At 67.1% G+C, this 14135-nt stretch carries 13 protein-coding genes and 1 pseudogene; 10 read left to right on the forward strand and 4 right to left on the reverse strand.

Annotated features, from left to right (window positions below; translation table 11 throughout):
• The first annotated feature begins 4 nt into the window (after positions 1-4).
• A complete protein-coding gene (locus LOK55_RS08270) occupies positions 5-1363 on the forward strand; it encodes an aminotransferase class V-fold PLP-dependent enzyme (RefSeq protein WP_229934998.1) in 1359 nt (452 codons plus the stop codon).
• Positions 1364-1387: 24 nt separating this feature from the next.
• On the opposite strand, the gene LOK55_RS08275 is transcribed toward LOK55_RS08270, so the two are convergent.
• A complete protein-coding gene (locus LOK55_RS08275) occupies positions 1388-1993 on the reverse strand; it encodes an amidohydrolase family protein (RefSeq protein ID WP_229934984.1) in 606 nt (201 codons plus the stop codon).
• Between the two features lie 123 nt (positions 1994-2116).
• On the opposite strand from LOK55_RS08275, the gene nrdI reads away from it, so the two are divergent.
• Positions 2117-2548, forward strand: coding sequence for a class Ib ribonucleoside-diphosphate reductase assembly flavoprotein NrdI (gene nrdI / locus LOK55_RS08280; protein WP_229934985.1), 432 nt, complete (start codon positions 2117-2119; stop codon positions 2546-2548).
• A gap of 11 nt (positions 2549-2559) precedes the next feature.
• Here nrdI and LOK55_RS08285 read toward each other — a convergent pair whose 3' ends face one another.
• Together LOK55_RS08285 and LOK55_RS08290 are read right to left on the reverse strand one after the other, a co-directional pair.
• Positions 2560-3537: a zinc-binding dehydrogenase gene (locus LOK55_RS08285; protein WP_229934986.1), complete on the reverse strand. Its 978-nt coding sequence runs from the start codon at positions 3535-3537 to the stop codon at positions 2560-2562.
• Between the two features lie 47 nt (positions 3538-3584).
• Positions 3585-3971 carry a DUF1304 domain-containing protein gene (locus LOK55_RS08290; RefSeq protein ID WP_141380948.1) on the reverse strand — a complete coding sequence of 129 codons (387 nt, stop codon included), beginning with the start codon at positions 3969-3971 and terminating at the stop codon, positions 3585-3587.
• An 84-nt stretch (positions 3972-4055) separates the two neighbouring features.
• Here LOK55_RS08290 and LOK55_RS08295 point away from each other — a divergent pair, with 84 nt between their 5' ends.
• Positions 4056-4631: a TetR/AcrR family transcriptional regulator gene (locus LOK55_RS08295; protein WP_229934987.1), complete on the forward strand. Its 576-nt coding sequence runs from the start codon at positions 4056-4058 to the stop codon at positions 4629-4631.
• Positions 4632-4713: 82 nt separating this feature from the next.
• Here the strand turns inward: LOK55_RS08295 and LOK55_RS08300 are convergent.
• Positions 4714-5168: pseudogene (locus tag LOK55_RS08300) on the reverse strand (transposase).
• 456 nt (positions 5169-5624) lie between these two features.
• Between LOK55_RS08300 and LOK55_RS14260 the strand changes: the two are divergent.
• The 7 genes from LOK55_RS14260 to LOK55_RS08335 are packed head-to-tail and all read left to right on the forward strand — an operon-like array spanning position 5625 to position 13794.
• Positions 5625-5714 carry a potassium-transporting ATPase subunit F gene (locus LOK55_RS14260; protein ID WP_125107150.1) on the forward strand — a complete coding sequence of 30 codons (90 nt, stop codon included), beginning with the start codon at positions 5625-5627 and terminating at the stop codon, positions 5712-5714.
• Complete coding sequence (gene kdpA / locus LOK55_RS08310) at positions 5714-7384, forward strand: potassium-transporting ATPase subunit KdpA (protein WP_125107149.1); 1671 nt, start codon at positions 5714-5716, stop codon at positions 7382-7384. The genes LOK55_RS14260 and kdpA overlap by 1 nt, the downstream gene beginning before the upstream one ends.
• 3 nt (positions 7385-7387) lie before the next feature.
• Positions 7388-9550, forward strand: a complete 2163-nt coding sequence (gene kdpB, locus LOK55_RS08315; RefSeq protein WP_229934988.1) for a potassium-transporting ATPase subunit KdpB — start codon at positions 7388-7390, stop codon at positions 9548-9550.
• A gap of 24 nt (positions 9551-9574) precedes the next feature.
• Positions 9575-10189 carry a potassium-transporting ATPase subunit KdpC gene (gene kdpC, locus LOK55_RS08320; protein ID WP_193128804.1) on the forward strand — a complete coding sequence of 205 codons (615 nt, stop codon included), beginning with the start codon at positions 9575-9577 and terminating at the stop codon, positions 10187-10189.
• A gap of 2 nt (positions 10190-10191) precedes the next feature.
• Positions 10192-12687, forward strand: a complete 2496-nt coding sequence (locus tag LOK55_RS08325) for an ATP-binding protein (protein ID WP_229934989.1) — start codon at positions 10192-10194, stop codon at positions 12685-12687.
• On the forward strand, positions 12684-13376 hold the full coding sequence (locus tag LOK55_RS08330) for a response regulator (protein ID WP_125107145.1): 693 nt from the start codon (positions 12684-12686) through the stop codon (positions 13374-13376). Before LOK55_RS08325 ends, LOK55_RS08330 begins: the two co-directional genes overlap by 4 nt.
• A 22-nt stretch (positions 13377-13398) precedes the next feature.
• The gene (locus LOK55_RS08335; RefSeq protein ID WP_229934990.1) at positions 13399-13794 is read left to right on the forward strand and encodes a hypothetical protein; all 396 of its coding nucleotides are present in this window, start codon (positions 13399-13401) and stop codon (positions 13792-13794) included.
• Positions 13795-14135 lie beyond the last annotated feature (341 nt).

Genomic DNA, 14135 nt, shown 5'->3' on the forward strand with positions numbered 1-14135 from the left:
GCGCATGCACGACGTCACCGACGAGACCCGCGCGATCGTGGACCTCGTCCTCGACTACTCGCGTGCGCGACTGCTCTCGGAGGACACACCGCTCGACAAGCCGCTGCCACCGGCGGAGCTCACCCGCCTCGCGGGACGCACGATCGACGAGCGCGGCATCGGCGCCACGAAGGCGCTCGGCATCTTCGAGCACGTCCTCGCGCCCGCCTGCATCACGACCGACGATCCCCGCTACCTGTCGTTCATCCCCAGCGCGCCCACGAAGGCCGCAGCGGCGTTCGACCTCGTCGTGTCGGCGAGCGCGCTCTACGGCGGCTCGTGGCTCGAGGGCGCCGGCGCCGTGCACGCCGAGAACGAGGTGCTGCGCTGGCTCGCCGCCGAGTTCGGATTGCCGGCCGGCGCCGGTGGCGTGTTCGTGCAGGGCGGGACGCTCGGGAACCTCTCGGCGCTCGTTGCCGCCCGCGAGGCCGCGCGCGACCGGCTCGAGGCCGCCGGCGCCGCGCGGCCGGACCGCTGGCGGGTCGTCTGCAGCGTCGAGGCGCACTCGTCGATCGCGTCGGCGGCCCGCGTCATGGACGTCGAGGTCGTCGGCGTGCCCGTCGGCGACGACGGCACCCTCCGCGGCGACGCCGTGCGGGCGGCTCTCGACGAGCACGGCGACAGCGTGTTCGCCGTCGTCGCCACCGCGGGCTCCACCAACTTCGGCATCGTCGACGACATCGCGTCGATCGCCGACGCCGTGGCGGGCGCTGGCGCGTGGCTGCACATCGACGGCGCCTACGGACTCGCGGCGATGCTCTCCCCCGCCTCGCGGCACCGCTTCGCCGGCGTCGAGCGCGCCGATTCGCTCGTCGTCGACCCGCATAAGTGGCTGTTCGCGCCGTTCGACGCGTGCGCGCTGATCTACCGCGATCCTGAGCTCGGGCGCCGTGCGCACACGCAGCACGCCGAATACCTCGACACGCTCACCGAGACGAGCGACTGGAGCCCGTCCGACTTCGCGGCGCACCTCACGCGACGGCCGCGTGGACTGCCGCTGTGGTTCTCCCTCGCGACCTACGGCGCCGCCGTCTATCGCGAGGCGATCGCCGGCGCGGTGGACCTCGCGCAGCAGATCGCCGACGAGATCGAGCGCCGCGACGAGTTCGTCCTCGTGCGGCGCCCGCAACTCGGCGTCGTCGTGTTCGAGCGCGTCGGCTGGCAGAAGGCAGATTACGACCGCTGGTCGGCGCGGTTGCTCGATGAGCAGCACGCGTTCGTGACGCCCTCGAGCCATGCCGGCCGCACCAACGCGCGCTTCGCGATCCTCAACCCGCGCACGACGTACGAGGACCTCGTCGGAATCCTCGAGACCATGCACTGAGCGGGGTTCACATCCGCGTGGCGGTCACCCGTGTCTCCGGGTGCCCGCCACGACGGTTTCGACGATGCGGGCCCGCAGCAGCGCAGCTGGCTCCGCGGCGAACACGTCGGTGTCGACGATCGCGAAGTCGGCGGCGCACCCGGGCGCGATCCGGCCGCGCCACGCGCCGTCGCCGACGGATGCCGCGGCATCCCGCGTCGCGTGCCCGAGTGCGCTCTCGAGCGGCAGGGCGTACCGCGGGTGCGTCGCCGGTACGGAGGGATCGAGCGCCGACGCCCGAGTGGTGGCGACGTACATGTTCGCGAGCGCGTCGTGCGGCGCCGTCGGCGCATCGGTCGAGAACGCGAGAAGCGCATCGTCGACCACTTGCGCAGCGGCGCCTCCGCGCCGCTCGCGCGCATGTGGCTGAACGCACGCCATCTCTCCCGCTTCTCCCCCGCCCTCGGCGCCGCGGTCGACGCGCAGGACCGACTCGACCGCGACAGCCTCGTCATGATCGTGCAGGCGGGCATCGACGCGGGGGTCTTCGCAACCGTCGACCCGGAGGCCGCGTGCACACGTATCCTCCTCGCGGTCGACGGCACCGGGTCGTACGCCAACAGCGCGGGCGCCCTCGACGACCCGGTGCACGCGCGATTCGTCGCCGACGTCGCCGAGTGGACCCTGGGTCTCGTCCCCGGCTCGATGGACTGAGCCCTGTTACACCCGGTCGAGGCGCGAACACGCAGCGCGCGGAGCGCGCACACTGGAACCGTGGCGTCCGTTCCCGTCTACTACTACTCGTCGGTGTCGAACCTCACCGGGCGTTTCGCCGAGCATCTCGCCGCGGCGACGGGGCGCGAGGTCCACAACCTCGCCGACGCCGCCGTGCGCCGCCGCGACGTCGAGGGGCCCTGGGTGCTGCTCACGCCGTCGTACAAAGCGGGCAACGCCGACGAGGTGACGCTGCCGGCGCCGGTGAAGGCGTTCCTGCGCTCCCCCACGAATCGACGCCGGCTCGTCGGGATCATCGGCTCGGGCAACCGAAACTTCGGCGCGTACTACCAGGCCGCCGCGCGCGAACTCGCCGCGGCATCCGGCCGTCCCGTGCTCTTCGAGTTCGAGCTGTCGGGCACCCCCGAGGACGTCACCGCGTGCGCGCGCATCCTCGCTGAGCTGGATGCCGCGCTGGCTCGGCGGTCCTGATGGGCGCGCGCTCAGGGCGTGAGCAGCACCTTGCCGATGCGGCCGGGCGTGAAGTTCTCGCGCGCGGCGGATGCCGCGTCGTCGAACGCGTGCACGCCCGACACCGGCAGTGAGAGCGATCCCTCCGCGACGCGCGTGATGATCTCGCCGATGAGCGCGGCCCGTCGCGCGGGCTCCATCGCCGCGCTCACCTTGCTCCCCCAGAATCCCTTCACCGTGATTTGCCGGAAGATGATGTCGCCGGATGAGAGCTCCATCGTCGGCGACGCCATCGCGCCGAAGACGACGAGCGTGCCGTTCTCGGCGAGGAGCGACAGCACGTCGCCGGTCGCCGCGCCACCCACCGAGTCGACGCCCGCGACGATCGGCGCGCCATCCGTGATCTCGAGGGCGCGCTCGCGCCAGCCCTCCCGGTCGGTCGCGACGACGCTTTCGATGCCCGCCGCGGCGAGCTCTGCGACGCCTTCGGCACGACGAACGAGGCCGAGCACGTGGACGCCGCGAGCCTCGGCCAACTGCGCGACGAGACGACCGACGGCGCCATTGGCGGCGTTCTGCACGATCCACTGGCCCGGCTCCACGGCCAGGTATTCGAGCAAGCTCAGGGCGCTGAACGGCATGGACACGAGCTGCGCAGCGGCCTCGTCGGCGATACCGTCGGGCACCGGGATGAGCGCGGCGGCGGGAGCCACGAAGTACTCGGCCCACACTCCGAAGGTGCCTCCGGTGACGACGCGCTGCCCGGGCAGCAGCGTCGTGACACCCTCGCCCACGGCATCCACGACGCCGAGCGCCTCCGTCCCGGAGCGCGCCGGAAGCTCGGGCTTGTACCCGTAGGTGCCGCGGATCGTCCACAGATCGTGATTGTGGATGGGGCTGAGCAGGGTGCGCACACGCACCTGTCCCGGCCCAGGTTCCGGCGTCTCGACATCCGCGAGGTGGAGGACATCGGAGGGGTCACCGAAGGTGTCGTGGACGAGCGCGCGCATGCGTGACTTCTTTCTGCTGAGGAGCGAGGAGTGGGGGCGCGGCCGGCTCAGACGAGCAGGCCGATGACGGTCGCAACGACGGCGAGGAGCGGCAGGAAGCCCTGCGTCACGGCCGCGCGACGCTTGTCGGGAGAGCTGAGCAGGAGCACGAGCGCGGCGGCGAGCATCGACCCCGTCCCCGTGAGCACGAGCGTCAGGCCGACCGCGGCCGCGCCCGTGGCCGTCACGACGATGCCGAGGAGCGTCGCGATCGCGAGGAACAGGTTGTAGAACCCCTGGTTGAACGCGAAGGCGCGCGTCGCCTCGCGCTCGGAGGTGGGAACGCCGAACGTCTTCCGCGCCTGAGGTCCGTCCCAGGCGAGCGACTCCATCCAGAAGATGTAGACGTGCAGCAGGGCGGCGAGCGCGGCGAAGACGAGTCCGGCGACGATCATGGGTGCTCCTCGATGTGGATGCCGGTTAATGTACCGACCGATCCAATATATACTGGAACGGTCATTACGCAAACGGAGGCACCGGTGGGGCGCACGCGCACGTTCGACGAGTCGGAAGCGACCCGTTCGGCGCTCGGCGTGTTCTGGGGCCAGGGGTTCGATGGAACAGCCGTCCCCGATCTCGAAGAGGCGACGGGGTTGAGTCGCTCGAGCATCTACCACGCTTTCGGCAGCAAGCGCGGCCTGTTCGACGCGGCCGTATCGGCTTATCTCGAGCAGGTCGTCCGGCCGCGCCTCGCTCCGCTGCGCGCGGACGCCGTGGCATCCGACGCGCTCGCCGAGTACGTGCGGGGTCTTCGTCGCGTGATGGCGGAACCGACGCTGCCGCTCGCTGCACACGGCTGCTTGCTGCTGAATGCGGCCACGGCGCCCGTGGGGACCGATGCGGGGCTCCGCGAGGTCATCCGCGACTATCGGGAAGAGCTCGCCGCCGCGATGCAGCGGGGGGTTGAGGCCGCCCGGCCCGACCTCGACGCGGCATCCGTCGCAGCCCTCGCTACAGCCTGCACGGCGCACATCGTCGCCGCGATGACCCTGGTGCGCGTCGACGCCGACGGCGCGTGCGAGCTCCTCGACAATGCGCTCACGCTGCTGAGTTGAGTGGTGGACCTTCTCGGCACCGTGACTTCGGTCGGGGTCAAGCCCCGGGACGTGGTGTAGCGGTCGGTGATCCTTCTGGTTGTTAGGCGCTGAGTTTGAGGACGGTGTCGGTGTTCACCTCCGTTCCGGTGTCGGCGACGAGGGTGAGGCGGGACTTGGCGAGGATGTCGAGGCCGAGGTAGCGGCGTCCTTCGGCCCATTCGTCGGTCTGTTCGGCGAGGACCGCGCCGACGAGGCGGATGATCGCGTCACGGTTGGGGAAGATCCCGACGGAGTCGGTGCGGCGGCGGATCTCCCGGTTCAATCGCTCGTTCGGATTATTGGACCAGATCTGCTGCCGGAGCCCTTCGGGGAACCCGGTGAACGCGAGGATGTCAGCTCTCGCGTTGTCGAGGTGGTCGTGCGCGTCAGGGAGCTTGCCGTCGACGTAGTCCAGCAGCCGGTCGAACTGGGCGTTGAGGCCGCGTCGGGCTGGTCATAGACGGAGTGCAGCATCGCCTTCACGGCCGGCCACATGCTCTTCGGGGTCACCGACATCAGGTTCGCCGCGTAGTGCGTGCGGCAGACTCCCACTGTCAACTGGGTGCAGATCTTGGTGTGTTTGCGTGGGCGCGCTGAAGGCGCCGCTCGGCCTCGAGTGTCGGGCGGGGGTGTCGAAAGCGCGCGGTCAGGCGGCGGTGATCAGTGCGGCTGAGCCGTGGCGGGCGGGGTCGTAGGTTTCGTGGTTGGTCCAGCAGCGTGCTTGACGGGGTGTCGCGTGAGGGGAATGTCAGAGTCGCGCGGTTCCTCGTATGGGTTCCGTTAGGACGCCTGTATCACGGTGGTCGGCGGGTGTTTGATCGGGAGTTGCACCCGCATCTCGGGCTGCGCGGCTAGTAGTCCTGCTGTCGCTTTTGTCCGAATGGAGCTTGTCTTGCTTGACATCGTCTACGTGCTGGGCGTGATCGTCCTGTTCGTGGCTGTCGGCCTCGTGGGGAAGGCGGTGGAGAAGCTGTGATCGTATTCGAGCTCCTCGCTGCCGGTCTCGCCATCGCCGCAGTCGTCTATCTTGTGTTCGCCCTCGTGAAGCCGGAGCGTTTCTGATGGAGTGGGGCCTTCTCATCGCGGGCGTCGCCACGCTCGCCCTCGCCCTCGGTCTGCTGTATCGCCCCGTCGGGGATTACATGGCCTGGACCTTTACGACACGAAAGGACTGGGGTGTCGAGCGCGGCATCTACAAGGTCATCGGTGTCGATCCGAAGCAGGAGCAGTCTTGGCAGGCGTATCTGCGATCGGTGCTGTACTTCTCGATCGTCGGCGTGCTTCTGCTTTTCTTACTGCAACGCACCCAGCAGTGGTTGCCGTACTCCCTCGGTAACGAGAACGTCGAATCGGGGGTCGCGTTTAACACGGCGATCTCGTTTGTGACGAACACGAACTGGCAGGCGTATTCGGGTGAGGCGCTGTCCTACACTGTCCAGTTCGCTGGTCTCGCCGTGCAGAACTTCGTGTCGGCGGCGACCGGCATCGCTGTCGCGATCGCCCTCGTGCGTGGTTTCGCGTACCGGAGGTCGGGGACGATCGGCAACTTCTGGGTCGACCTCGTCCGCGGCACGTTCCGCATCCTGCTGCCGCTGTCGATCGTTGCAGCGATCGTTCTGATCGCCGGCGGTGTCGTGCAGAACTTCAACGGATACGTTGATGTGACCACAATCACCGGGGGCACGCAGACGATCCCGGGTGGCCCGGTCGCTTCCCAGGAAGCGATCAAGGAACTGGGCACGAACGGCGGTGGCTTCTACAACGCCAACGCTTCGCACCCGTTCGAGAACCCGACCGGCTGGACCAGCCTGTTCCAGTGCTTCCTGATCCTGCTGATCCCGTTCTCTCTTCCCCGTGCGTTCGGGAAGATCGTGGGCGACAACCGTCAGGGATACGCGATCCTCGCCGTCATGGGCACCCTCTACCTTGCCTCGACGTTCACGCTCGCCGTGTTCGAGTTCGCCGGCCGCGGCACCGCGCCCGAACTCGCCGGCGCGGCGATGGAAGGCAAGGAAACCCGCTTCGGCCTGGTGCAGTCCGTCATCTACGCCTCGACGACCACGCTGACTTCGACTGGGTCTGTGAACTCGATGCACGACTCTTACACTGCTCTTGGCGGAATGATGCCGATGCTGAACATGCTGCTGGGCGAGATCGCACCGGGTGGTGTGGGCGCAGGCCTGTACGGAATGCTGATCATCGCGGTGATTGCCGTGTTCGTCGCGGGGCTTCTCGTGGGCCGCACGCCGGAGTACCTGGGCAAGAAGATCGGCCCTCGTGAGATGAAGCTCGCGAGCATGTACATCCTCGTGATGCCGATCCTCGTTCTCGGCGGTGTGGCACTCAGCTTCGCGATCCCCGCATTGCGGGGCAGCATCGTCGATGAGTCGCTTGCGAATACCGGATCGCACGGTCTGTCTGAGGTGATCTACGCGTTTGCCTCCGCGTCGAACAACAACGGGTCTGCGTTCGCGGGTTTGACGGCCAGCACTCCGTGGCTGACCGCCGCACTCGGCGTCGCGATGCTGCTGGGCCGGTTCCTGCCGATCGCTCTCGTCCTGGCGCTGGCCGGGTCGCTGGCCGCGCAGGACAAGGTCCCCGCCACGGCTGGCACGCTGCCGACACACCGCCCACTGTTCGTCGGCCTCACGGTCGGCACCGCGGTCCTGGTGACCGCACTCGTCTTCTTCCCCGTTCTCACGCTGGGTCCCCTGGCGGAAGGGCTGCTGTAAACCATGTCCACCATCACTCACACCCCGTCATCCCCAGAAACAGCGAAGCAGCCCGCAACGGCTGCTCCGCGAAAGTCCCTCACCTGGGCGCACGTGCGCGCAGCGCTCCCCGGAGCACTGCGTAAGCTCAACCCTCGCGATCAGTGGCGCAACCCCGTCATGTTCATCGTTTGGGTCGGCGCCGCCCTCACGACACTGCTGGCGATCACCGAACCGTTCCTCGGCGGTCCCGCCGCCTCCGGTGGCACCAGCGTCCCGTGGTCGTTCACCTGGATCATCGCCGTCTGGCTGTGGCTGACCGTCGTGTTCGCGAACCTCGCCGAGTCGATCGCGGAAGGCCGTGGCAAAGCGCAGGCAGACACGCTGCGCAAAACCCGCACCAGCACCACGGCGCATCGTCTCGTCAGCTACCACCCGACTACGGATGCGCCGGCGGAGGAAGCCCTCATCAAAGATGTGTCATCGGCCGATCTACGTCTCGGAGACATCGTTGTTGTCTCGGCCGGAGAGCTGATCCCCGGTGACGGCGACATCGTCTGGGGCATCGCAAGCGTGGACGAATCCGCCATCACCGGCGAGTCCGCACCCGTAGTCCGTGAGTCCGGGGGTGACCGCTCCGCAGTCACCGGCGGCACCCGTGTGCTGTCGGACCGGATCGTAGTGCGCATCACCTCCAAGCCGGGCGAGACGTTCGTGGACCGGATGATCGCGCTCGTTGAAGGTGCCGCCCGCCAGCGCACCCCGAACGAGATCGCGCTGAACATCCTGCTCGCGTCGTTGTCGATCGTGTTCGTCGTCGTCGCGCTCACTCTCAACCCGATCGCGTCCTACCCGGCGAGCCCGGCGAGCATCACCGTCTTGGTCGCGCTGCTGGTCTGCCTCATCCCGACAACGATCGGCGCGTTGCTCTCGGCCATCGGCATCGCAGGGATGGATCGGCTGGTGCAGCGCAATGTGCTCGCGATGTCCGGACGTGCGGTCGAAGCAGCCGGTGACGTGACGACCCTGCTGCTGGACAAGACCGGCACCATCACCTACGGAAACCGCCGCGCCAGCGCCTTCGTCCGCCTCGACGGGGTCCGTGAACAGGAACTCATCGAAGCCGCCGCCCTATCCTCACTCGCCGACCCGACCCCTGAAGGCAAGTCCATCGTCGAACTCGCTCACTCCGAGGGCATCGACGTGACGACCGACCCTCGTGGTGAGATCGTGCCGTTCACCGCGCAGACCCGCATGTCGGGACTCGACTTGTCCGACGGCACGCAGATCCGCAAGGGCGCCGGGAGCGCGATCGTCGGCTGGCTCGAGGAGGACGGAGCGCGGCTGCCCAGCAGCGAACTGGCCGAACTCGACGAGCACGTCGAGCACATCTCCCAGTCCGGCGGAACCCCCCTGGTCGTCGCCGTGAAGTCCGCAAACGGGACGCGCCGGGTCCTCGGCGTCGTCCATCTCAAGGACATCGTGAAGGAAGGACTGACCGAGAGGTTCGCGGAACTGCGCGCAATGGGCATCCGCACCGTGATGGTGACCGGTGACAATCCGCTCACCGCCGCGGCGATCGCCAAGGAAGCCGGCGTCGACGACTTCCTCGCCGAGGCGACCCCGGAGCAGAAACTCGCCTACATCCGCAAGGAGCAGGAGGGCGGCAACCTCGTCGCGATGACCGGTGACGGCACCAACGACGCCCCCGCGCTCGCGCAGGCAGACGTCGGCGTCGCGATGAACACGGGCACGTCGGCGGCGAAAGAGGCCGGCAACATGGTCGATCTCGACTCCGACCCGACCAAACTCATCGACATCGTCGCCATCGGCAAGCAACTGCTCATCACCCGGGGAGCGCTCACCACGTTCTCGATCGCCAACGACATCGCGAAATACTTCGCGATCATCCCCGCGATCTTCATGGGCGTGTTCCCGCAACTCGCGGCGCTGAACATCATGGGGCTGCACTCACCGGCATCCGCCGTGCTGTCCGCGGTGATCTTCAACGCGATCGTGATCGTCTTCCTCGTTCCTCTCGCCCTGCGCGGCGTGAAGTACAGGCCGATGAATGCATCGAAGATCCTCGGCCGCAACCTTGCCGTCTACGGCTTGGGCGGCATCATCACCCCCTTCATCGGCATCTGGCTCATCGACCTGCTCGTGCGCCTGATCCCCGGCTTCTGACACCTTCGAAAAGGAACACACATCATGAACACTGCCACCCGCAGTGGCGGACGCACCTTGTGGGTCGCCACCCGCGCCCTGCTCATGTTCACCGTCGTCCTCGGAATCGGCTACACCCTGCTGATCACCGGGATCGGGCAGCTCGCCTTTCCCGCGCAAGCGAACGGAGCCCCGCTGACCACGAAAGATGGAGACGACGTCGGCTCGTCGCTGATCGGACAATCGTTCACCGACGAGGACGGGAACCCGCTGCCGGAATACTTCCAGAGCAGGCCCTCGGCGGCCGGTGACGGGTACGACGGCACCTCCTCCTCCGGTACCAACCAGGGACCCGAGAACGAGGACCTCATCGCCGTGATCGCCGAGCGCAAGACCCAGATCGCGGAGTTCAACGGGGTAACCGAGGATGAAGTACCCGCCGACGCGGTCACTGCATCCTCCTCAGGACTCGACCCGCACATCAGTCCCGAGTACGCGGCGATTCAGATCAACCGGGTCGCCGAAGCCCGCGGCATCCCCGCTGAGCAGGTGCGGGAACTGGTCGAGGCGCACACCCAGGGGCCGGATGCCGGCTACCTGGGAGAATCGAGGGTGAATGTGCTGGAACTGAATATCGCCCTGGACGAGTTGGAGGACTAATCATGCCGAATCGGGGGCAGCTACGGGTGCTGCTCGGGGCTGCTCCCGGCGTCGGCAAGACCTTCACCATGCTGGAGGACGGTCGGCGCCTGCTCGGAGAGGGGAAGGACGTCGTCCTCGGGATCGTCGAGACCCACGGCCGGGCTGCCACCGCCACGATGACTGAGGGTATCCCCGCCGTCCCGCGTGCCCTCGTCGAACATCGTGGCGTCACGCTTGAGGAGATGGATTTGGAAGCGGTGCTGGACCGCAAGCCTGCCGTCGCGCTCGTCGACGAACTCGCGCACACCAACGCACCCGGGTCGAAGAACGACAAACGGTGGCAGGACGTCGAAGAACTCCTCGCTGCGGGGATCGACGTGATCTCCACCCTCAACATCCAGCACATCGAATCTCTCAACGATGTCGTTGAGCAGATCACCGGCGTCCCGCAGCGCGAGACCGTCCCGGATAGCTTCCTGCGCGGGGCCGAGCAGATCGAGGTCGTCGATCTCGCGCCCCAAGCCCTCCGGGATCGGCTCAGCGGCGGGTTCGTGTACCCGGCTGAACGCATCGATGCCGCCCTGTCGAACTACTTCCGTCTCGGGAATCTCACCGCGCTGCGCGAACTCGCCCTCATCTGGCTCGCCGATGAAGTCGACCAAGCGTTGAAGGGATACCGGAAAGATCACGGCATCGATAGCACCTGGGAGGCCCGAGAACGCGTCGTCGTCGCCCTTACCGGCGGCCCCGAGGGCGAAACACTGCTGCGTCGCGGCGCACGCATCGCCGCCCGTTCCGCCGGCGGAGAACTCATCGCCGTGCACATCACCAGCCAAGACGGGCTCCGCTCAGGCAACCCGGCAACCTTGGCAGAGCAGCGGGCGCTCGTGGAGAAACTCAACGGCACCTACCACCAGGTCATCGGCGACGACATCCCCACCGCGCTGGTGGAGTTCGCCCGCTCCGTCAACGCCAGCCAGCTCGTCCTCGGCGCCAGCCGCCGCGGACGAGTTACCGCAGCATTCACCGGACCCGGCATCGGCGCGACTGTGGTCCGCGAGTCCGGCGACATCGACGTGCACATGGTCAATCACGCCGCCGCCGGGAAACGCTTCACCCTGCCGCCGCTCACCGGGTCACTCACTCGTAAACGTCGCATTCTCGGGTTCGTTGTCGCACTTCTCGGCGGTCCTGCCCTCACTGCACTGCTGACGCTGTTTCGTAGCGAAGACTCCATCACCACGGACGTTCTCTCCTATCAGCTCCTCGTCGTCATCGTCGCCCTGGTCGGTGGGATCTGGCCGGCCCTGTTCGCTGCGGTGCTGTCCGGGATCACCCTGGATTTCCTGTTCATCGAGCCGTTGTACACGATCCACATCCACCAGTCCCACCACCTCCTTGCCCTCATCCTGTACGTCGTGATCGCGAGCCTGGTGAGCTTCATCGTCGACCGTGCCGCCCGCTACACCCGTGCTGCCCGCAGATCCGCCGCCGAATCCGAACTCATCCAGACCATCGCCGGCAGCGTCCTGCGTGGTGACAACGCGATCCAGGCACTCATCGACCGCACCCGCGAAGCATTCCAACTCCCCGGCGTCCGTCTCATGCGCGGCGACGACGTCCTCGCCAGGTCAGGTGAACCCGTGCCCGACAACCACCACACCAGCATCCGCGTCACCGACGACACCACCCTCGAACTGCACGGCCCCGATCTCGCCGCGGCGGAGCAACGCCTCCTTGCGGTCGTCTCCGCCCAACTCACCGCCGCCCTCGAACACCAGCACCTCACCCAGACGGCGAAGCAGATCGAACCGATCGCAGCATCCGACCGGGTCCGCGGCGCCCTTCTGTCGGCTCTCAGCCATGATCTGCGCCGCCCGCTGGCAGCAGCAGCAGCTGCCGTCGGCGGGCTCAAAGCGGCAGGACCCGACCTGGCGTCCAATGACAAGAAGGAACTCCTCGACACCGCCGATGAGAGCCTCGCAGCCCTCGCGGCCCTCGTCACCGACCTCCTCGACGTCAGCCGACTACAAGCCGGGGTCCTCACGATCGCCGACATCCCCACCGACCCGGCAGAGACCATCGCCCCAGCCCTCGACGAACTCCACCTCGGACCCACCGACGTCACCCTCAACCTCGCCCACGATGACGCGCTCGCCGACGCCGACCCCGTACTCCTGCAACGAGTCCTGGTGAACCTCCTCGCCAATGCCCACCGCTACACCCCGGCCGGCACACCGATCCATGTCAGCACCAGCACCTTCGGTGACCGGCTCGAGATCCGCATCATCGACCGCGGCCCCGGCATCCCGCCCGAGAAGCTTGACGACGTCTTCCTACCCTTCCAACGCCTCGGCGACACCGACAACACCACCGGCCTCGGCCTCGGCCTCGCACTCTCCCGCGGGTTCATCGAAGCGATGCACGGCACCCTCACCCCCGAAGACACCCCCGGGGGCGGGCTCACCATGGTCATCTCCCTCAACACCACCAGCACCAGCCAGGAGCAATCATGAGAATCCTGATCGCCGATGACGACCCGCAGATCCTCCGCGCCCTGCGCATCACGCTCACCGCCAAGGGCTACCAGATCTTCACCGCCGCCGACGGTGCCGAAGCGATCGCCGCCGCCATCGACCGCCACCCCGACATCTTCCTCATCGACCTCGGCATGCCCAAGCTCGACGGCATCGAAGTCATCCACGGCATCCGCGGCTGGTCGCAGGCACCCATCCTCGTCGTCTCCGGACGTGCCGGCGCTGCTGACAAAGTCGAAGCCCTCGACGCCGGCGCGGACGACTACATCACCAAACCCTTCGCCGTCGAAGAACTCCTCGCCCGCATCCGCGCACTCACCCGCAGAGTCCCCCCAGGTGACGCCACCCCCGTCGTCCACCTCGGCGCGGTGACCATCGACCTCGCCGCGCACAGCGTCACCCGCGACACTCCCGACGGGCAAAAGCAGATCCGCCTCACCCCCACGGAATGGCAGTTCATCGACATCCTCATCCGCAACGCCGGGAAGCTCGTCACTCGCCAAACCATCCTCACCACCATCTGGGGCACCGAACACGCCGAAGACACCGGCTACCTCCGCCTCTACGTCTCCCAGCTGCGACGCAAGCTCGAAGAAGACCCCACCAACCCCGTGCATCTCCTGACCGAGCCGGGCATGGGGTACCGTCTCGACGGCATGACCACCTGACCTTCATGACGTGCCGGCAACGATGAGCACCCTCGACACCATTGGCATCATCGGTGAGATGCTTGCTTGGGTCGGTGCGATCATCGGCGTCCCCGTTCTTGCCGCCGGTCTCACCATCCGCACCGTCGGTGGAGCCCGCCTCCCCACGAACGTCACGATCGTCGATGATCTCGACCAGCAACCGATCGCGATATGGAGTGTCAAAGACCGCACCTACACGCGCCCCGTCACAGCACACGACGATCTCCACGTCGAGGACTCGACGAGCGTCATCGGGTTCGTGCCAGAACGCGATCCCCGTCGGCTTGACTTTCACAGGCGCTCCCACGCCGAGCGCCTGTGCCGTACCCTCGCGATCACCATGCTCAGCACCTCGACAGTGGGGTTCCTTGTTTCGCTTCTGCCGATGTTCTGGTGACGAAGTCAGTCCTACATTCACGCGGCCAAGTCCAGCGTCAGCTCAGCGTTAGGGTTACCGGCGCGTGGCGCATGAGTACCGTTAGGGGTACTCGATTCTTCACTGCGGCTCGCCTTCGATTAGCAACTATGACGGTCGATGGTCGACATGACGTGTTCACGGAACCCAACGGTGTTCCGTTGGCGCCGGTGGCCACGTTCGGGTCTGTCCGTTCCTTTGTGTATGGGGCTTCGGCTTAGTTGATTCCTAGTGTCCTCCGCCGTTAATTCGTTGCAATAGTCGTCCGAGGGATTCGAGTATCTGGTCTGCGGTCTTGGTCCAGATGAAGGGCTTCGGGTTCT

Source organism: Microbacterium sp. F2E, assembly GCF_020905435.1.
GTDB lineage: Bacteria > Actinomycetota > Actinomycetes > Actinomycetales > Microbacteriaceae > Microbacterium > Microbacterium lacticum.